Consider the following 19,181-nt stretch of genomic DNA (forward strand, 5'->3'; position numbering starts at 1 on the left):
ACATACCGATTAATCATCGGAAGAAATGAACATCTATGTTTAAAAAATTTATAGAGAGACCCGTTCTGTCGACGGTAATTTCAATTATCATCGTTATCCTCGGGATACTCGGTTTAGCTACGCTGCCGGTATCACAATATCCAGAAATTGCGCCACCAACCGTTCAGGTTTCTACGTCATATCAGGGTGCAAATGCCGATGTGGTAATGAACAGTGTAGTTGTTCCACTTGAAGAACAAATTAATGGTGTTGAGGACATGACTTATATGACTTCAACTGCCAGTAATGATGGTAGTGCAACGATTACAGTAAACTTTAAGTTGGGTACCAACCCCGATCTAGCAGCAGTAAACGTTCAGAACAGGGTGGCCAGGGCCACGAGTTTATTGCCGGCCGAAGTAACCAAATCTGGTGTGATCACCGCAAAGAGACAAGCGAGTAACGTGTTAATCTTTGCTATTTACAGCGATGATCCTTCTTACGATCAAACCTTTCTTCAAAACTACGCCAACATTAATATCATTCCACAAATCAAACGTATTAACGGTGTGGGTGATGCAAGTGCTTTCGGTACTTTAGATTATACCATGAGAATCTGGTTAAAGCCTGATGTGATGGCCACCTATGGTTTGGTTCCTAATGATGTAAGCGTTGCATTGGCCGAACAGAACATTGAAGCTGCTCCTGGTCAATTTGGCGAACAGGGCAACCAGGCATTTCAATATACTTTAAAATATACCGGAAGGTTAAAGGACGAAGCTGCATTTAGTAATATCATTATTAAAGCTGATGCAAACGGACAGGTATTGCGTTTGAAAGATGTGGCCAGAATTGAACTCGGTGCCCAGAGTTATGCCAGTTCCGTGAAATTTAATGGTAAGCCTGCCTTGGGTATTGCCATCAATCAAACTGCAGGATCGAATGCAAAAGAAGTTATTGAAAACTCCATTAAAACATTAGATGAAGCTCAAAAATCTTTCCCTAAAGGGGTTCATTATACTACCCTGGTAAACGTTAACGATTTTCTTGATGCTTCTATCGAGAAGGTAATCCATACATTAGTTGAAGCCTTTATCCTGGTATTCCTGGTGGTATTTATCTTTTTACAGGATTTCCGTTCCACGTTGATCCCGGCGATCAGTGTTCCCGTGGCCATTATCGGTACATTTTTCTTCTTAAGTTTGTTCGGTTTTACCATAAACCTACTTACGTTATTCGCATTGGTACTGGCCATTGGTATTGTTGTGGATGATGCAATTGTGGTTGTAGAGGCCGTACATGCCAAGTTAGATGCGGGCTACAAGGATGCCAAAAAAGCAACAATTGATGCAATGGATGATATCAGCGGTGCCATTATTTCCATCACATTGGTTATGGCTGCTGTATTTATTCCGGTAAGTTTTATTCAGGGATCTTCTGGTGTATTTTATAAACAGTTTGGTTTAACACTTGCCATCTCTATTATCCTTTCGGCGATTAATGCCTTAACGCTGAGCCCGGCACTTTGTGCACTTTTCCTAAAACCCCATAAAGAGGATCATGAGAAATCTAAAAATTTCTTACACCGCTTTTATGATGCGTTTAACACATCTTTTGATGCTGTAACAGCAAAATATAAAAAATCAGTTAGTTTCTTATCCAGAGCCAAATGGGTGGTGGGCTTAATTATTGCCTTCTTTACCGTGGCTTTAATATGGACCATGAATACTACCCCTAAAGGCTTCGTACCGAACGAGGATTTAGGAACCATCATGTCTGATATTTCATTGCCTGCCGGAACATCACAAGAAGAAACCAATTTAATTATTTCGAAAATCGACAGTGTTGCCAAAACGGTTCCAGAAATTAAATATGTTCTTCGTGTGGTAGGTAGGAGTATGATTAGTGGTTCGGGAAGTTCATATGGTATGGTTATAGGTCGTTTAACGCCATGGAATGAAAGAAAACGGGATGTTAAAGCGATTATCGGAGAATTATTTGCGAAAACTGCCAGCATTAAAGGCGCGAGAATTATATTCTTTGCTCCACCAACCATCCAGGGATTTGGTACCAGTGGAGGCTTTGAATTTCAACTTCAGGATAAAACGGGTGGCGATATCAAAAAGTTTAATGAAATTGGTAATGGATTCTTAGCCGCTTTGAGTAAGCGTCCGGAAATTCAGTATGCTTCAACTTCATTCAATCCAAATTTCCCTCAATATCAAATTGAAGTTAATGTGGCCAAAGTAAAACAGGCTGGATTAACAGTAAATGATGTTTTGGGTGTTTTGCAAGGCTATTACGGTGGGGTTTATGCGTCGAACTTTAACAAATTCGGTAAGCAGTTCAGGGTAATGTATCAGGCAGATGCACAATATCGTGCAAATCAGCAAAGCTTGACCAGCATTTACGTAAGAACTACATCGGGCAGCATGGCTCCGGTATCTGAATTTATTACCTTAACAAAAGTTTACGGTCCGCAAGCCATTTCGCGCTTTAACCTATTTACTTCAATTTCAGTAACAGGTAGTCCGAACCCAGGCTTTAGTTCTGGCGACGCACTGGCCGCCGTTCAGGAAGAAGCAGCGAAGCATTTACCTGCGGGATATGGTTATGAATTTTCAGGTTTATCACGTGAGGAAATGAGCAGTGGCAGCCAAACCATTTTTATCTTCTTACTCTGCGTAATCTTTGTTTATTTTTTACTGGCAGCACAATATGAGAGTTACATTCTGCCTTTAGCGGTATTAATTTCATTACCGGTAGGTTTGGCAGGCGTATTCGTTTTCGACAAGATATTCGGCATTGATAACAATATCTATACTCAGATTACATTGATTATGCTGGTTGGATTGTTAGCCAAAAATGCAATTCTAATTGTTGAGTATGCCGTAGACAGGCGGAAGAAAGGAATGAGCATTGTGAACTCAGCTATTGATGGTGCCACAGCTCGTCTTCGTCCGATTTTGATGACTTCATTTGCATTTATCCTTGGACTATTACCTTTGATGCTATCTTCAGGTGTAGGTGCAGCCGGAAATAAATCCATTGGTACCGGTGCTGTTGGAGGAATGCTGATTGGTACCATCTTCGGTGTATTTGTAATCCCGGCATTGTTCATCATTTTCCAAACCTTACAAGAAAAAGTGAGCAATAAATCTCCTTTTGAGGAGGGCATTACACGTGAGCAAACAGAAGAAGAGTATGAGTTAGCTGTTAATCGCGAACATTAATATTAAGAAACATGAAATTCAGATATAAGCATTCATTTTTAATCGGTTTTACAATCCTGAGCTTAAGTGCATGTGTAACTCAAAAATACACCCGCCCACAGGTAACCAGCGAAGGTCTTTACCGAGATAACAATACAACTGATACAGCTACAATGGCTGATATTCCCTGGAAAAGTCTTTTTTCAGACACAACGCTTCAATCGTTGATCCAGGAAGGAATTAATCAAAATCTTGATTTGAAGCAAGCCATTGAGCGCATTAAAATCTCTGAAGCTACGCTTCAACAGAGCCGTGCAGCATTTTTACCAAGCTTACAGGGAGATCTTTCTGTTACTGATGCTAAACAATCTGCCGCAGCATTGAATTTTCCGGCAGGCATTAACATTAACCTGGAAACGCAAACTTACAGGGCGCAGTTAAGCACGGCCTGGGAAGCCGATATTTGGGGCAAACTAAGCAGTGCCAAGCGCGCAGCATATGCAACCTTAATTCAAAGCGATGCTGCAAAAAGAGCTGTGCAAACGCAACTTATTGCCACCATTGCCAATAGTTATTATACACTTCTGGCCCTGGATAAGCAATTAGCCATTACGATGGAAACAATCAAAATTCGCCGCAAAGATGTAGAAACAGTAAAAGCCTTAAAAGAAGGTGCGGTAGTGAACGGAGCGGCAGTAGTACAAAGTGAGGCTAATTTATATGCTGCAGAAGTAAGCTTGCCCGATTTAAAACGAAGCATTAAAGAGGCAGAAAATGCATTGAGTGTAGTTTTAGCAAAAGCTCCGGGTACAATCAACCGCAGCACTATTGATCAGCAGGTTCCTTATGCTAATTTGCAAACCGGAATTTCAGCTCAATTGTTGCAGAACCGTCCGGATGTAATTGCTGCAGAGTATGGTTTCAGGTCAGCATTTGAGAACACCAATGTAGCTAAAACTTACTTCTATCCGGCTTTAACTCTAACAGCATCCGGAGGTTTATCGAGCCTACAGTTGAAAAACTTCTTCGATAACTCTATTTTTTACAATTTAGTAGGTGGCATTACGCAACCAATTTTTGCTAAAGGCCAAAATAAAGCGCGACTAAAAACGGCTCAGGCGCAACAGCAACAAGCTTTTTATACTTTCCAGCAAACCTTATTAACTGGTGGGCAGGAAGTTTCTAATGCACTGTATGCTTATCAAACTGCAGTAGAAAAAGAAGAAGCCAGAGCGAAGCAAATCGCCTCATTAACTAAAGCTGTAGATTTTACCAAGGAGTTACTGCGCTATAGTTCGGCAACCAATTATACCGACGTTTTAACTTCTGAGCAAAGTTTGCTAACTGCTCAATTGAGCGGGATAAACGATAAATTACAAAAACTTCAATCGGTGGTTAACCTGTACCGCGCTTTGGGCGGTGGCTGGAAATAATAGCCAACAACAATATATATCAAGGCATCCTGAAAATTTGGGATGCCTTTTTTGTTTAAAATCAATACCATCATTGCCCAAGCTTTTTTACTACTTTTGCCGCCATGATATCATTTTTCGAAGCCTCGCTAAAGCATCTTTCTATCCACCATACCGGTAATAAATTAGTAGAAGAATATTACAAATTAAGTGATGCACCTCTAAAAATTGAGGATGAGTTATTAGGTAACTTATTGATGCAATATTTCCTTAAGCCCTTCGAAAAAGTGAATGAGGTTTATCACCTTTATCACCCCAACGATAATCTGAACCTCAATGAAGTTTATCACTTTGTTCATGAAATTTTTGAGAACAATGCTTTGTTTCATGAGGATTCTCAACAGCTTGCCAAGCATTTGTACGAAGTGGCTAACCACCCTAAAATCAAATCGGGTGAGTTATATGTAGCCTATTTTGAAAAAGTGCAGATTGAAGGCGAACAATTGGATGTGATCGGCATTTTTAAATCTGAAAATAAAGATACCTACCTGAAGGTTTATCCAGAACAGGATGGTTTTGGGATGAGTTATGAACAGGAAGCCATTAGCATCAATAAACTCGATAAAGGCTGCTTGATTTTTAACACCAATGTTGAAGAAGGCTATAAGGTTGTGGTGATCGATCAAGCTAAAAGCAGTAACGAATCTGCTGTATACTGGAAGGATGAGTTCTTAAAACTTCGTATACGGAACGATAGCTACAACCAAACCAACAATGTTCTGGGCGTTTATAAAAATTTTGTAACCCAAAAACTTGATGACGAATATGAGATCAGCAAAGCCGATAAAATCGATCTTTTAAACCGTTCGATGAAATATTTCAAAGAGAAAGAGACATTCGACATAGAAGAGTTCGGGCAAGAAGTAATCGGAAATGATGAAGGTATAGAATCTTTTAAAAACTTTAAAAAGAGCTACGAACAAGAATTTGATAGCCCAATTGCTGATACCTTTGAAATTGCAGAAGCTGCTGTTAAAAAGCAGGCGCGTGTGTATAAAAGCGTTTTAAAACTGGATAAAAATTTCCATATCTATATTCATGGTAATAAAGAACTGATTGAGAAAGGCTATGACGATGATAAATCGATGAATTTTTACAAAGTTTATTTCAGGGAAGAAGAATAAGTTAGTTGGGGTTTTGAGTTCGGAATTGAGATTTCAAAAAGCCGATTAATGACTTTAGATTAAATTCGTTGTCTTGCCTTAAGCGCCAGATACTCGTTAACCACATTAACAGTTAAGTTTTGAGGAGCAGTGAGCAGGCTTAAAATACCATGCTTAGTGAGTTCCTTAACCATCAGTTTCTTTTCGTAGGCGAATTTTTCGGCAATAGTCTTAATGTAGATGCCTTCAATATCTTTTGCGGGTTCCTGGCTTAAGGATTTCAAGGTAGTGTTTTCGAAAAATACGACCAACAACAAATGAAATTTAGCAATTCTTTTTAAAAAAGGTAATTGCCGCTCCAGGGCAGACATGCTCTCGAAATTGCTGAAGAATACAACCAGACTGCGTTGTTTCAAAGTTGCCCGTATGCTGATGTACAAGGCCTCCATATCACTTTCCAGGTACCTTGTCTTTTCCTTATACAACACCTCCATGATGCGGTTCAACTGCGTTGGCTTCCTATCTGCAGGTATAATACTTCCTGTCTTCTCTGCGATGGTAATTAACCCAGCCTTGTCTTCTTTTACTAAGGCTACGCTGCTCAATATTAAACTGGCATTTATGGCATAATCCAGTAAAGATAATCCTTCAAAAGGCATTTTCATTGCTCTGGATTTATCAATTACACAATAAATGTGCTGTGCTTTTTCGTCTGTGTAAGCATTTACCATTAAATCACCTTTTCTGGCGGTGGCTTTCCAGTTAACAGTTCGATAGTCATCGCCGGCAACATAATTCTTCACCTGATCAAACTCCATGCTATGCCCCACCCTCCGTATTTTTTTAAGACCAATCTCTGTTAAACGATTCGATACCGCCAGCAGCGAATACTGTCTTAATTTGAGAAAGGAAGGATAAACCGGAACAGTCTTATTGATTCCGAAATTAAACCTTCTGCTTAATAATCCGAGTGGAGACTGAACATACAACCTGGTCTGACCAAATTCATATTCGCCGCGCCTTGTTGGGTATAGTTGATAGGTGATGGTTTTATTTTCACGAACTGCCAATTCGGTAGAAAACCACAAATCTCTTTTTTGAAACTGAACAGGTATTTCATCAATGATTCCGATCTTTACCTTAAAAGAATAAAAATTTTCGAGATAGATCTTAATATCATTATCATCTCCATTGCTTAAACGCTCGGGAATGTCCCTACGTAAAAAAACAGCTTTTTCGCTTCTGTACAGCAAAAGTAAATCGACAAAGACCAGAATGATCAACATACCAAAAACGAAATAAGGAAGGTCAGTCAGGAAGGATAGAAAAAAAGAAAACACAAACAGGGTAACGCATACGCCAAGGCCAATAAACAAGCGCCTGTTTAAAAACAAATCTGTATAGTATTTTCTTAGAAAAGCTTTCATGTCTTATCTTGGCACTTCAATTTTTTTAATGATCTGGGTAATGATATCTGATGGTGTTAATCCTTCCATTTCCTTTTCAGGGCTTAACATTATTCTATGAACTAAAACAGGTGTAGCTACCTTAATGATGTCATCAGGCGTTACAAAATCCCTTCCCGCCATAGCGGCTATTGCTTTAGCCCCATTAATAATAGCAAGAGAAGCCCTCGGTGATGCGCCTAAGTATAACGACTTATTATTCCTGGTTTCGTATACAATTTGGGCAGCATAAGCTAAAAGCTTAGGCTCTACAAATAAAGCTTTAATGGTTGCCCGCAGTGCTTTAATTTGTTCAACACTTAATACGGTTTCAATTTCCTGAAGCTGGTCTTCAGATCGTTGCTGGTGCTGATTGCTTAAAATCTGTATTTCCTCTTCTAGTGTAGGGTATTTGACGTCAATTTTAAACAGAAAACGATCTAACTGCGCTTCAGGTAAGCGATAAGTTCCCTCCTGCTCAATTGGATTTTGAGTTGCCAATACCATAAATGGTTCTTCCAGATGGTAGGCATGTCCGTCTACGGTAATCTGCCGTTCTTCCATCGCTTCAAAAAGTGCTGATTGGGTTTTTGCAGGAGCCCGGTTAATCTCATCCACTAAAATAATGTTACCAAAAATTGGCCCTTGTCTAAATTGAAACTCAGCCGTTTTCGGACTGAATACTGCTGTTCCCAGCACGTCTGAGGGCATTAAATCTGGTGTAAATTGAATTCGGGAAAATGTTGCCGAAATACACCTGGCTATCAACTTTGCTGATAATGTTTTGGCTACGCCCGGCACACCTTCCAATAAGAGGTGTCCATCTGCCAAAAGGCCGGCAATCAATAAATCAATGGTATCTTTTTGCCCAACAATCACTTTTCCCAAGGCAGCCTTAATCTGTTCTACAGCAGCATTCAACTGACTTAAATCAGTACGTTGGTTAAACATTTCCTGTTCCATATCTATTGGTCTTCTTTATAAAATTGTTCTATTATTTGGTTAAGCTCAATTAAATCATCATCAGTCAATGCAGTTAAATACTGTAATTTATTGATGGCAATGCAAAGTTGGTTAACCGTTTCCGGGGTGGCCCCTGATAAATGGATTAAGTTTTCACTAAATTCGTTATCGAGCTTAACAGTCCTTATGCGATATTTATTGCGAATGTATGCTAATAAGTATTGGATTTTCTTCTGCCCAAGATCCTGATTATCACGTTGCTGATAATAAACCCGGCCAACTGTTTTTACAAATTCTACCGATGTATTACCGGGGCGCGATATAATTGGAATAATCCTTTGTCTCCTTTTAATTTCAAACAATACGAAAGTAACTAAACTCAAAAGCGAGATCAGGTACGCCCACCTTAACTGGTCGTGCTTAAAAAGAAGTCTGAGCGGAGAGGTATCCACCGTTGAAGGGCGGGTAAAATGTTCGTCCCAGATTAATTTTTTGCTTGCTGGGAGATAAGAAAGTGCTTTAGCAGCATAGTCCGATCCGCTGGGTTTGAGCAAACTATAATTGGTAAACAACTGGGGATTAGGCGTTATAAACAAGGCTCCTTTACCCATTTTATATTGAATAAAATTGGCTTTCCCCTCCTCATTTGTTCCCAGAACTATTGCTTTGGCAGTATCAATTTCAGCAAAATATTGCTGGCTTGTTCCTTTATCAAAATAATAACCCCTGGGAATTCGCAATAAAGGATTTTGAAAATTAACTGAAGTTTTCTTTTGAGCATTAATCTTAAAACCTGCCGATATCTTAAGCTTCAAAGTGTCTTGCAATCCCTGTATCCTGAAAGCCGCAATGAATACATGATTACCATTTTCAATAAACCTGAACAATTCTTTGCAATCCAGTTTATCAGCCTTAACGGAAGAAGCAATAATCAGATAATTACTCGCGCCAGCTGCAATATTTCCCTTTACTGTATTATAAATGGGCTGGCCAGACTTTTTCAGCTCAACACCGGGAAAAATATCTGTAATACGTTGATGTAAAATATAGGTACCATAGGGAATTTTATCTTCCATTAAATAGCTTGGCGACCAATTTGTAGGTTTCGGCTTATAATATTGCGCAACCAGATACAGCAATAACAATACTCCACTTATTATCAAATATTTTTTAAACCCTGTCATGCCTTCGAAGAATTAAACTGTTTGAAGGATTGATTTATGGATTCGAACTCATTTTTGTCAATAGAAAAATCGCCGTACCAGATATATTCAAACTGCAGGGTTAAATTAGCGAAAACCTGTTTTTTTTCTACATTATGGATTTCGTTTACGTAAGTCTGGTTCGTTTTCTCCGGCAACCAATTAATCATCTTTTGATCACTCAGGTGCTTTAAGGTTTTTAAATACAGCAACCTAACTGCCAACCGATAGTTATTGTTTTGTAAAGCCTGCGCCAATTGCTCATCAAAGTCAATCTCATGAATATTATCCAGTGTTTCTTCAAAGGGTATATCCAACGATTTTGATTTGCCTGCAAGCACCTTATAATCGAGACCAGCGAGTTTAATGATGAGGAATACTACAATGGCCACCACCAAACCAATTAGTATATATTTAATGAGGGTTCCACTTAATTTGCCATTAAAGGCATTTCCTATTAAGTTCCACAACCAATTCCAAAATCTATCCCAAAGGCTCAAACTATCAGGAGGAACATCGTCATAAATGAAATCTTTTTGTTTACTGTAACTTTTTACCGCAGCGCTATCTATTTTCCTGACATCTACCTTACTGGTGTCATTTTTTACAATTGAAGAACTCTTTTTGGGTTGTTGTTTTTGGCCATAGCAAAGCCCGGTTATAATAACCAGGTTAATCAACACCATAAAGAGGAACTTCAAACGCATGTTAATATTCTTCTTCTGGATGATGAGTTTCTGCGGCATCTGCACCTAAGTTTTCTATTCTGCTCATTAACCCTACACTTTCCTTTCGTTCTACCAGATTAAAGTAAATTAGCGCAGAAGCTATGATTGGAATAATAAAAAAGATATAAGATAGATACTGACCACAAGCACTTAAAATAATATAAGCATCGCTAATTGGTTGTTCTGTATGCGTAAATGCACTAATCATCATTATAATGGCAGCCGGCATTTGAATAACCATAGACATAAAATAAGTAATGATCCAAACTACAAGTAAAATTGCTGCCGTTATCCACCATTCATTTTTTACCAACTTGAAAGAACGATCAAAAGAATGCCCCAAGCTGCTGTTTTCCATGATTATAACAGGATAAAATAATGACATAGCCGGAAAGACATATATACCGGGTATGATACAACAAATAAAGCAGATACCCATAAAAAGACCCGCAACAATAGAACTTCCTAACACTCTAAAAAAGTAATACTTGTAATAACCCCAAACCTCCTGAATACTTGGTGCAATATTTCCCTTTTCGATGTATAATGTAATATAACTTAATATGCTTACATATATAGCATTGTAAAAGAGCATGACAAATATGATCAGCAATAGATATTGGCCTACAAAGTCACTGATGCGAGCAGAATTATTGGTGTAAATAGGAGCTATTTTCGTTGCGCCGGTTTCGCGAAACAAATTTAGCTGAACCATAATGGCAGTGATGAGTCCTGCAAGCATGAAAAAACCACAAAAGTAGACAAAGGTTTTTAACAGGGGCTTAAAATTTTGTTTAATAAAGAGAAAGGTATCACCGATAACTTCTCCAAAATCGCGTACTTTTTTAAATTCAACTTGTTGCGCCATTAGCTGTAGATTGAGTGCGTTTAATTAATAGATTAGGGTATATGATTACATACCAGATTATAAAAAACAATGATCCGGCAAGAATAATAATGCTCAGCCATAAGGGCATTTCGGTATGCCTGGTTACAAAACTTTCGAAAAAGGCGGCAAGTAATATTATGGGAATGATGCCCAGCGCTATTTTTGAAGCAGACTTCGCATTGCTTTTAAATGCTTCAAAGCGGGTATAGGTTTTAGGAAACAGGATGCCATTACCCAGTACCAGTCCGGCACCACCTGCAATAACCGCAGAGGCAATTTCCAGAGTGCCATGAATCCAGATCACCAAAATAGATTGTGTTCCCAAACCTTTACTGAAAAAGAAATATTCGAATGCTCCAATCATAATCCCTGTTCTTAACAGAAAGAAAACGGGCCCAATAGAAACAAATATCCCGCTAATAATCATAAGGAGCATTACCCAAACGTTATTAGAAGCGATTTGAAGAAACATCATAAGTTCGGTCTGTTGTTTATAAACACCGAAAGGATCGCCTTTTGCAATATTTTCATTGGTCATGTTTACATAGGCATCTCCAAAAAACATGCGAAGAAAAGAATCATCATACTTTGCCGACAGTACTCCTATTGCTGTAGAGATCACAAAAAACAGAAGGGAGTATAAAAGTTGCTTCCGATACTCATAAAATTTAATGGGAAGCTCATACTTCCAGAAGCGTAAAAACCGTCCTTTGTCTTCCTTTTTATTTTTGTAAATGGCCTGGTGAAGTGTTGAGGCTATTCCGTTTAAATAAGCGGTGGTTTTGGATTTAGGATAGAAAGTTTTAGCATAGGCCAAGTCATTGGTAATATCAATGAAACGTTGCGCTAATTCATCCGGATTATTGGTCTGCAAAATTTCATAGCCTTTCCATTTTTCAGAATTTTGCTTTACAAACAACGCTTCTCTCATATTAACAATCCAGTCCGGCTTAAATTTCTGTTAAAATAGAAACAAAATTTCTATTCGTCAATAAAAATTAAAAAAGCATATGATATATTTGATTAACCATGGAAACGATTAAAGTAAGTACAAGCCAGCATGTTGATATTGATTATGCTGTTGCCGGATTAGGCGAAAGAGTTGCCGCAAGATTAATAGATTTTGGCTTATTTGTAGTCGTATTCCTTGTTTTTCTGTTCTTTTTTAACTTAACAGGCTTTTTAAATTCTGGAGGCACAACACTAATCGTACTCCTGATCATTTATGGTGCAGGATTCGTTTTCTACGACCTCATTTGCGAGATATTTATGAATGGCCAGAGTATTGGAAAGCGATTACTGAAGATTAGGGTAATCAGTCTTGATGGTAGCCAGGCAAGTTTAGGACAATATTTTATGCGTTGGGTTTTCAGGATTGTTGACTTCACCCTAACCTCATGGGTAGGTGGATTAATCTGTGTGGCAGTAACCGAGAATAAACAACGGATCGGAGATCTGGTTGCAGGCACAACCTTAATTAAAACGGAGCCACCCACAGCCTTTAACCAAATTGCTTTTCACCCTCCTGTTGAAGCATATACCCCTGTTTTCGATACTGTTCATCATTTAACAGACAGAGATTTAGAATTGGTACATGAAGTAGTTTCAACTTATTATAAAACAGGGAATCATACCTTGATTTATCAGATGGCAACAAAGCTATCAAACCATTTGCAGATTGTTATCCCGGAGGGGATGAATGAGTTAAAATTCCTGGAAACTATTGTTAATGACTACAATCACCTAACTGCAAGGCTGGATTAAATGCTACAGATGAATGTGGGTAAACATTTTTAAAAAATAGCTGAGCAATATAAAATTCCCCACCAATAAAACCAGAATCCTAAAAATAAGCGGCTGTTTTTTGAAGTTAAACCTATGCGTAACTCCTGCGAAAACAAACAAGATTAATAATGGGATTAGTGCTGGGTATAGATTCCAGCTTTTGCCAAAATCACCCTGTATAAGGGCAATAAACGACCTTTGAAAACCACATCCTGGGCAATCAAATCCGGTTAAAGCCTTAAAAGGGCAGGGTATTAAATGATTTTGCAGCCAATCAAAAACATTGATTAAGCTGCAAAATACGTTTGAAAATATCATTAACATCTATTAAACAACAGGCGGAGGCGTGTCATTTGGTGTATTAGGGTTGTTAAACGGGTTATTTGGATGATTAAAAGGATTATTACCAAATCCATTTTGAGCTTCTGCAGCTGATGGGCCCAGATATTTCGCAGGTCCAAATCCTAAGATTGGCCAAAAAATAAAGGATAGCAAGATTAACCCTACCGTGAACCCTTCAGTTTTACCAAAGCTTTTACTGATTAAATTCGTTAACCAGATCCCAAACACAATATTGCTACAAGGCAAAAGCAGCCACAGAATCCATATCATTGGTTTTCCAACAATTTCAAGCATAATTATGGTGTTGTAAATGGGAATGATAGCGGCCCAACCTGGTTTGCCCGCCTTTTCAAATACTTTCCACATGGAAGCTACCATAAGCACCCAAATGATAAGAATAAAAACAAAATACGCTCCTAAAAATGCGGCAAAGAAGCCACCGCCGGCTGATTCATAGTAATCTGAGTTTTCCATAGAATTAGTTTAATTTAAATGATTATAACTAAAATTAGAAAAATAAAACAGATAATCAAATGCTTGATTACAAATTACTTCAACCTGGCCAGAACCTTCGGTAACAAAGCAGCTGCCCATTCAGCATACATTTTATCGCTCGGATGCAATCCATCAGAAGCCACTAAGCCCGGGTCGAGACCTGCATTTCTGGAAGCGGGAGTAATATCCGTATAGCTTACGCCAGCCAGATCTGAAATCTCTTTATTTGCAGCATTGAAGAGATCAATTTCATGGGCTATTGTTTCTGTACTTTGCCCTTTTTCCTGCCCAAACGGTGTTACACCCCAATCTGGAATAGAAACAACGAAAACCCGATTCTTATCTCCTTTGGCAAAAGCGATGGCCTGATTAAGGAGTGCAAAGAATTCCTTTTTATACTGCTCCAAAGGATAGCCCCTATATTGATTATTTACCCCAATAAGCAAGGTTATAAAATCATAGCTGGGTGTTATTTCTGTATGGTTAATGGCATCTTGAAGCTCATTGGTTGTCCAACCAGTGGTTGCGATAATTTTCGGAGCAGATACATCTAAACCTTGTTCTTTTAATAATGCCTGCAATTGATAGGGAAAAGATGCTGATTGCGGCACTGCTTCACCTATGGTATACGAATCGCCTAAAGCAAGATAAGTTTGGTTCAATTTATAAACAACAGAATTTGTATTTTTTTCTGAAAGAGGATTAGTCAGCATATCGTTAGGTTTCGTACAATAAGAGGTTAATAGAGAAAATAAGAGACAAATCAGTAATTTCATCTCTGATTTACGAAATTCTTAGCCTTGAAGATCCATTTTAAAGAGCTGAGCAATGTGATTTTTCAACTTTTCCTTAACTTCTTCCATATCCAGGCTATGGCCTAGCTCCTTTGCCAATGAGGTTACGGCTTTATCATCAATACCACAGGGAACAATATTTTTAAAGTAGTCTAAATCTACATTCACATTAAAAGCGAAACCATGCATGGTTACCCAACGGCTGCAGCGAACACCCATGGCACAAATCTTTCTGGCTTTATCATTATCGGCATCCAGCCATACGCCTGTATATCCCGGATAACGGCCTGATTCGATACCATAATCCTTTAAAGTTAAAATTACTGCTTCTTCTAATGTTCTTAAATAAAGATGAATATCAGTAAAAAAATTATCCAGGTCTAAAATCGGATAGCCCACAATCTGACCCGGGCCATGATAGGTGATATCACCACCACGATTAATCTTATAGTAGGTAGCTTGCTTATCCTTTAAACCTTGCTCATCCAATAATAAATTTTCGGGATGGCCACTTTTTCCTAAGGTGTAAACATGAGGATGCTCATTAAAGATCAGATAATTTGGTGTAGGCAAATGTGTTCCTTTAACCCTGTTCTCGGTTTTCAAAGCAACAGTTTGGTTAAGCAATTCCTCTTGTCTGTCCCAAGCCTCCTGGTAATCTGTTAAGCCCCAATCTATAAACTGAGTAGGAACCCATCCAACTGAAAGCGTTTGATCTTCGTTACTGTTCATCTTCTTCATTAATTGCTAACAACATAGCCCAACATGTAACCATCATTCGTTTTAAAATAGTTCACAGCGAGCTCTCTGGTTCCGGTTGGTAATTCTACTATTGCATTTAAACAGCCTTCGGCTTTTAACTTAAATGGCTTAATGTGAATATGTTGTTTAAATTCCAGACCCTTTTTCCCGTGCCATTTATAAATGGCTTCTTTAGCACACCAGGCTACATAAAGTCCTTCGGTATTATCGCCAATTTGTTTTTGGGCAAGTTCTATATCGCTTAAAAACTTATGTTTTATACTTTTTATTTTATGCTTAATCAGCTCTATATCCACACCAACAGAAGATGTTTTGCTCATCATCACCGCAGCATAATCATAGCTATGGCTTAGCGAAATGTGGTAATCGAAATTTACCAGATAGGGTTTCCCATCTTCGTCAAACTGACAATCTATATACTCTTTGGTGTTAAGCATAGTTCGAAGCAAGAGCCGCGTACTTAGCCAGTGAAGCAATCTTTTTCCATTATTAAGGGATGAAATGATATCGAGTTCATGCTGCTTAAGCTGCAATCCGGCCAACAGCTCTTCCTCGGTTTCTGTGATTTTCCAGATAGCCAGAACGGTATGCTCTTCAATATTTTTATTATAAACTATGGGCATTTATAAAAATGGCGTTTACATGCAAAACTATCTTAAATAAATGATAATTTAGGCCAAAAATACGCATAAAAATGATATTATCGGATAAAAGGATTTTAGAAGAAATTGATAAGGGCACAATTATTATTGAGCCATTTAAAAGAGAAAGCTTAGGAACGAATTCTTACGATGTTCATTTAGGAAAATATTTAGCCACTTACAAAGACAGGGTACTTGATGCAAAGAAACACAATGAAATTGAGCATTTTGAAATCCCCAAAGATGGTTATGTTTTACAACCCGGAACCTTATATCTTGGTGTAACCCTTGAGTATACCGAAACCCATGGTCACGTTCCGTTTTTAGAAGGGAAAAGCAGTACCGGAAGACTTGGGATCGACATTCACGCTACTGCTGGTAAAGGAGACGTTGGCTTTTGTAACACCTGGACCTTAGAAATATCTGTAGCCCAACCTGTTAGAATTTACGCAGGGATGCCAATTGGCCAATTGATTTATTTTGTGGTTGAAGGTAATATAGAAACCATGTATAACACCAAGGGCAATGCCAAATACAATAATAAAACAACAAGACCTGTTGAGAGCATGATGTGGAAGAACAAATTCTAAGGCTACGAAATTCAGGATAACTTCATAAAAATATGCCTCAGGTTTTGTACCTTGAGGCATATTTTATTTACACCAAGCCACAAATGAAACTCAAAATTACTCTCGCACTCAGCGTTATCGCTGTTTTAATTGGTTTTTCGGCCTTTAGAATGGATGATGATCCTTTCACAACGCTAATCAAAAAACTAGATGAATACACCAGTAAATATGCTCAGGAAAAAGTCCATCTCCACCTAGATAAACCTTACTATGCCATAGGCGACGATATTTGGTTTAAGGCTTATGTTATCAATACCAAAACATCCGGACCATCAAACATCAGTAAAATCTTGTATGTAGAGTTAATTAACGAAAAAGACTCTTTAAAAAAACAACTTAAGCTTCCCTTAATGAGTGGTATTACCTGGGGAGATTTTAAATTGACCGACTCCCTGTCTGAAGGAAATTACAGAATCAGGGCATATACCAATTACATGCGCAATTTTGGAACGGAATTCTTTTTTGATAAAACCATTAAGGTTGGAAACAGCTGGGCGAATAAAGTATTTACCCAAACGCAATACAGTTTCAGCAAAGAAAACAATATTGAAAAGGTTACTGCTACTATACATTTTGAAGATAAAAATGGGATTGCTTATAAAGAAAACGAAGTAAGTTATGATGTGCAACTTGATTATAGAAGCGTATTAAAAGGTAAAACTAAAACCGATCTGAAAGGCGATGCGTTAATCAGCTTTACAAACAGTCAGTCTTTCCAAAATAAAAAAGGAAAAATCATTGCAACTTTGACATTGGAAAACAAACAAAAGGTAATCAAATCTATTCCGATTACTTCAACCTCGAACGATATAGATGTTCAGTTTATGGCTGAGGGTGGCACATTAATTCAGGAGCTCCCTCAAAAGGTAGCGCTAAAAGCTGTTAATGCCGCCGGTCAGGGTGAAAGCATCCAGGGAACGGTAGTAGATGAAACTGGGAATGAAGTAACCAGCTTTAATTCCAATGCTTTGGGCATGGGAAATTTTGTTTTCAATGCACAGGCTGATAAAAGTTATAGCGCAAAGGTCAAATTTAAAGATGGTTCGGAAAAAAACTTTAAGCTACCACTAGCAGCTAAAAGTGGATACGCTTTAAATGTCAACAACCTCGATACAGGTAAAGTAGCACTGAAAATCATGGCATCAGAAAATTTAGTAAATGGCGCCGAACTTAAGGTTGTTGCACAGCAGGGCGGAAATATTTATTATGTGTCGAAAGCCAAAATGGATAAACAAGTTTTGGTAGCTAACATTGTAAAGAAGAATCTTCCCAGCGGAATTGTTCAGTTTACGCTTTTTTCAGCTGATAACCAGCCGGTGGCGGAGAGATTGGTTTTTATTAAAAATAATGCTGATGCAATAGACCTTAGCCTCGGAACCGACGGAATCTCTACCGCAAGAAAAGGCAAATCATCATTTACATTTGACGCCCATAATCAGCAAAAACCAGTTTTAGGAAGCTTTTCAGTTGCGGTAACCAATGCCACAAAAGTTACTCCGGACGAAAACAATGAGAGCAATATTTTCAGCTCACTTTTGCTTACCTCAGATTTGGTTGGATATGTAGAAAAACCCAACTACTACTTTTTGAAAGATGATATTCAAACTCAAAAAGACTTAGATAATTTGATGCTTACACAGGGATATAGAAGGTTCATCTGGAAAAATGTAATCAACGATATTGGCCCGAATATTACGTACAAACCTGAAGAATCTATTACCATCAGCGGTACCGTAATGAAAGGCGGCAAACCTGTAGTTGGCGGGAAAGTAATGTTAATGGCCACTAAGGGTACAGCTTATATCCTGGATACGGTTACGAATGCAGAAGGCAGGTTTGTATTCGATCGTTTAAGTTTTTCTGACAGCACCAAGTTCATCGTACAGGCCAGAACAAAAACAGAAAGGAAATTTGTAGATATTAATTTGGATGTAGTGCCGGGACAAATCGTTACCAAAAGCAAAAATGGAGCGGATATTGAAATCAATGTGAACAATACATTGATGAAATACATTAAAGAAAGTGATAATTATTTTAATGAAATGGCACGATTGGGATTATTGGAAAAAACCATCAAACTGGAAGAAGTTACCATCACAGAAAAGAAAAATCCGGCGAAAAATTCTTCCAATCTTAATGGAGCAGGGAGAGCTGATTTCGTTTTAACAGCCGATCAGTTATCAACATGCATTACCTTATCGCAATGTTTACAAGGCAGACTTCCGGGAGTCATTTTCAGGGGCAATATTCCTTATTTGATGCGCAGTCAAAATATTCCCGTAGCCATTGTGGTAGATGGTATGCAAATGGAAGCAGATTTCTTAGACAATGTGGTCCCAACCGATGTAGAGTCGATTGAACTGTTAAAAAGCATTGGCAACACTGCAATTTATGGATCAAGAGGTGGCGGTGGTGTAATTATCATTACGACCAAACGTGGTGATGGCGGAAGAAGTTATGACAGATATGCACCAGGAATATTAACTTACAACCCCAAAGGTTTTTCGGTATCTCGAGAATTTTATGCACCTAAATATGATGCAAATACCACAAGCAGCAGGGCCGATTTAAGAACAACCATTTACTGGAACCCTCAGGTTGTAGCTGATAATGCGGGTAAAGCCAGCTTTAATTTTTATAATGCTGATGAGCCTGGCACCTACAGAATCGTAATAGAAGGCATAGACGCCCTTGGCCATCTTGGAAGAAAAGTATATACTTATGAGGTTAAATAATTATT

Annotated in this window: 17 protein-coding genes; 6 read left to right on the top strand and 11 right to left on the bottom strand. The window is 38.3% G+C overall.

What is annotated here, in order from left to right; genetic code table 11:
• Positions 1-35 precede the first annotated feature (35 nt).
• The 3 genes from ACQY77_RS10190 to ACQY77_RS10200 all read left to right on the top strand — a co-directional run bounded on the left by ACQY77_RS10190 (position 36) and on the right by ACQY77_RS10200 (position 5,787).
• Positions 36-3,212, top strand: coding sequence for an efflux RND transporter permease subunit (locus ACQY77_RS10190; RefSeq protein ID WP_421942250.1), 3,177 nt, complete (start codon positions 36-38; stop codon positions 3,210-3,212).
• An 11-nt stretch (positions 3,213-3,223) separates the two neighbouring features.
• A complete protein-coding gene (locus ACQY77_RS10195; RefSeq protein ID WP_421942249.1) occupies positions 3,224-4,624 on the top strand; it encodes an efflux transporter outer membrane subunit in 1,401 nt (466 codons plus the stop codon).
• Positions 4,625-4,728: 104 nt separating this feature from the next.
• Positions 4,729-5,787: a nucleoid-associated protein gene (locus ACQY77_RS10200; protein WP_421942248.1), complete on the top strand. Its 1,059-nt coding sequence runs from the start codon at positions 4,729-4,731 to the stop codon at positions 5,785-5,787.
• Between the two features lie 59 nt (positions 5,788-5,846).
• Here ACQY77_RS10200 and ACQY77_RS10205 read toward each other — a convergent pair whose 3' ends face one another.
• From ACQY77_RS10205 to ACQY77_RS10230, 6 genes are read right to left on the bottom strand one after another with little or no spacing between them, the layout of a single operon-like run.
• On the bottom strand, positions 5,847-7,193 hold the full coding sequence (locus tag ACQY77_RS10205; protein WP_421942247.1) for a DUF58 domain-containing protein: 1,347 nt from the start codon (positions 7,191-7,193) through the stop codon (positions 5,847-5,849).
• 3 nt (positions 7,194-7,196) lie between these two features.
• Positions 7,197-8,174, bottom strand: a complete 978-nt coding sequence (locus tag ACQY77_RS10210) for an AAA family ATPase (RefSeq protein WP_421942246.1) — start codon at positions 8,172-8,174, stop codon at positions 7,197-7,199.
• 2 nt (positions 8,175-8,176) lie between these two features.
• Positions 8,177-9,358: a DUF4350 domain-containing protein gene (locus ACQY77_RS10215; protein WP_421942245.1), complete on the bottom strand. Its 1,182-nt coding sequence runs from the start codon at positions 9,356-9,358 to the stop codon at positions 8,177-8,179.
• Positions 9,355-10,122, bottom strand: coding sequence for a hypothetical protein (locus ACQY77_RS10220; RefSeq protein ID WP_421942244.1), 768 nt, complete (start codon positions 10,120-10,122; stop codon positions 9,355-9,357). Before ACQY77_RS10220 ends, ACQY77_RS10215 begins: the two co-directional genes overlap by 4 nt.
• A complete protein-coding gene (locus ACQY77_RS10225; RefSeq protein ID WP_421942243.1) occupies positions 10,085-10,972 on the bottom strand; it encodes a hypothetical protein in 888 nt (295 codons plus the stop codon). The genes ACQY77_RS10220 and ACQY77_RS10225 overlap by 38 nt, the downstream gene beginning before the upstream one ends.
• Positions 10,956-11,924 (bottom strand): stage II sporulation protein M, encoded by a 969-nt coding sequence (locus tag ACQY77_RS10230; protein WP_421942242.1) that lies wholly within the window; start codon positions 11,922-11,924, stop codon positions 10,956-10,958. Before ACQY77_RS10230 ends, ACQY77_RS10225 begins: the two co-directional genes overlap by 17 nt.
• 98 nt (positions 11,925-12,022) lie before the next feature.
• Between ACQY77_RS10230 and ACQY77_RS10235 the strand changes: the two genes are divergently transcribed.
• Positions 12,023-12,757 (top strand): RDD family protein, encoded by a 735-nt coding sequence (locus tag ACQY77_RS10235; RefSeq protein WP_421942241.1) that lies wholly within the window; start codon positions 12,023-12,025, stop codon positions 12,755-12,757.
• A gap of 3 nt (positions 12,758-12,760) precedes the next feature.
• Here ACQY77_RS10235 and ACQY77_RS10240 read toward each other — a convergent pair whose 3' ends face one another.
• The 5 genes from ACQY77_RS10240 to ACQY77_RS10260 all read right to left on the bottom strand — a co-directional run bounded on the left by ACQY77_RS10240 (position 12,761) and on the right by ACQY77_RS10260 (position 15,794).
• Positions 12,761-13,102: a DUF2752 domain-containing protein gene (locus tag ACQY77_RS10240; RefSeq protein WP_428430137.1), complete on the bottom strand. Its 342-nt coding sequence runs from the start codon at positions 13,100-13,102 to the stop codon at positions 12,761-12,763.
• Between the two features lie 3 nt (positions 13,103-13,105).
• Positions 13,106-13,594, bottom strand: coding sequence for a DUF5684 domain-containing protein (locus ACQY77_RS10245; protein ID WP_421942239.1), 489 nt, complete (start codon positions 13,592-13,594; stop codon positions 13,106-13,108).
• Positions 13,595-13,668: 74 nt separating this feature from the next.
• The gene (locus ACQY77_RS10250) at positions 13,669-14,328 is read right to left on the bottom strand and encodes an SGNH/GDSL hydrolase family protein (RefSeq protein ID WP_421942238.1); all 660 of its coding nucleotides are present in this window, start codon (positions 14,326-14,328) and stop codon (positions 13,669-13,671) included.
• Between the two features lie 81 nt (positions 14,329-14,409).
• Positions 14,410-15,150, bottom strand: coding sequence for a lipoyl(octanoyl) transferase LipB (gene lipB / locus ACQY77_RS10255; RefSeq protein ID WP_421942237.1), 741 nt, complete (start codon positions 15,148-15,150; stop codon positions 14,410-14,412).
• Positions 15,150-15,794, bottom strand: coding sequence for a 4'-phosphopantetheinyl transferase family protein (locus tag ACQY77_RS10260; protein ID WP_421942236.1), 645 nt, complete (start codon positions 15,792-15,794; stop codon positions 15,150-15,152). Before ACQY77_RS10260 ends, lipB begins: the two co-directional genes overlap by 1 nt.
• 71 nt (positions 15,795-15,865) lie before the next feature.
• Here ACQY77_RS10260 and dcd point away from each other — a divergent pair, with 71 nt between their 5' ends.
• Together dcd and ACQY77_RS10270 are read left to right on the top strand one after the other, a co-directional pair.
• Positions 15,866-16,402 carry a dCTP deaminase gene (dcd, locus tag ACQY77_RS10265; RefSeq protein ID WP_421942235.1) on the top strand — a complete coding sequence of 179 codons (537 nt, stop codon included), beginning with the start codon at positions 15,866-15,868 and terminating at the stop codon, positions 16,400-16,402.
• Between the two features lie 83 nt (positions 16,403-16,485).
• Positions 16,486-19,176, top strand: a complete 2,691-nt coding sequence (locus tag ACQY77_RS10270) for a TonB-dependent receptor plug domain-containing protein (protein ID WP_421942234.1) — start codon at positions 16,486-16,488, stop codon at positions 19,174-19,176.
• Positions 19,177-19,181: the final 5 nt, after the last annotated feature.

The sequence above is a fragment of the Pedobacter sp. genome (genome assembly GCF_965279535.1).
Lineage (GTDB): Bacteria > Bacteroidota > Bacteroidia > Sphingobacteriales > Sphingobacteriaceae > Pedobacter.

What these genes read in the sequence shown, in the direction of transcription:
- ACQY77_RS10190 (WP_421942250.1), top strand. Translation starts at nt 36, where the DNA reads ATGTTTAAAAAATTTATAGAGAGACCCGTTCTGTCGACGGTAATTTCA.
- ACQY77_RS10195 (WP_421942249.1), top strand. Translation starts at nt 3,224, where the DNA reads ATGAAATTCAGATATAAGCATTCATTTTTAATCGGTTTTACAATCCTG.
- ACQY77_RS10200 (WP_421942248.1), top strand. Translation starts at nt 4,729, where the DNA reads ATGATATCATTTTTCGAAGCCTCGCTAAAGCATCTTTCTATCCACCAT.
- ACQY77_RS10205 (WP_421942247.1), bottom strand. Translation starts at nt 7,193, where the DNA reads ATGAAAGCTTTTCTAAGAAAATACTATACAGATTTGTTTTTAAACAGG.
- ACQY77_RS10210 (WP_421942246.1), bottom strand. Translation starts at nt 8,174, where the DNA reads ATGGAACAGGAAATGTTTAACCAACGTACTGATTTAAGTCAGTTGAAT.
- ACQY77_RS10215 (WP_421942245.1), bottom strand. Translation starts at nt 9,358, where the DNA reads ATGACAGGGTTTAAAAAATATTTGATAATAAGTGGAGTATTGTTATTG.
- ACQY77_RS10220 (WP_421942244.1), bottom strand. Translation starts at nt 10,122, where the DNA reads ATGCCGCAGAAACTCATCATCCAGAAGAAGAATATTAACATGCGTTTG.
- ACQY77_RS10225 (WP_421942243.1), bottom strand. Translation starts at nt 10,972, where the DNA reads ATGGCGCAACAAGTTGAATTTAAAAAAGTACGCGATTTTGGAGAAGTT.
- ACQY77_RS10230 (WP_421942242.1), bottom strand. Translation starts at nt 11,924, where the DNA reads ATGAGAGAAGCGTTGTTTGTAAAGCAAAATTCTGAAAAATGGAAAGGC.
- ACQY77_RS10235 (WP_421942241.1), top strand. Translation starts at nt 12,023, where the DNA reads ATGGAAACGATTAAAGTAAGTACAAGCCAGCATGTTGATATTGATTAT.
- ACQY77_RS10240 (WP_428430137.1), bottom strand. Translation starts at nt 13,102, where the DNA reads ATGTTAATGATATTTTCAAACGTATTTTGCAGCTTAATCAATGTTTTT.
- ACQY77_RS10245 (WP_421942239.1), bottom strand. Translation starts at nt 13,594, where the DNA reads ATGGAAAACTCAGATTACTATGAATCAGCCGGCGGTGGCTTCTTTGCC.
- ACQY77_RS10250 (WP_421942238.1), bottom strand. Translation starts at nt 14,328, where the DNA reads ATGCTGACTAATCCTCTTTCAGAAAAAAATACAAATTCTGTTGTTTAT.
- lipB (WP_421942237.1), bottom strand. Translation starts at nt 15,150, where the DNA reads ATGAAGAAGATGAACAGTAACGAAGATCAAACGCTTTCAGTTGGATGG.
- ACQY77_RS10260 (WP_421942236.1), bottom strand. Translation starts at nt 15,794, where the DNA reads ATGCCCATAGTTTATAATAAAAATATTGAAGAGCATACCGTTCTGGCT.
- dcd (WP_421942235.1), top strand. Translation starts at nt 15,866, where the DNA reads ATGATATTATCGGATAAAAGGATTTTAGAAGAAATTGATAAGGGCACA.
- ACQY77_RS10270 (WP_421942234.1), top strand. Translation starts at nt 16,486, where the DNA reads ATGAAACTCAAAATTACTCTCGCACTCAGCGTTATCGCTGTTTTAATT.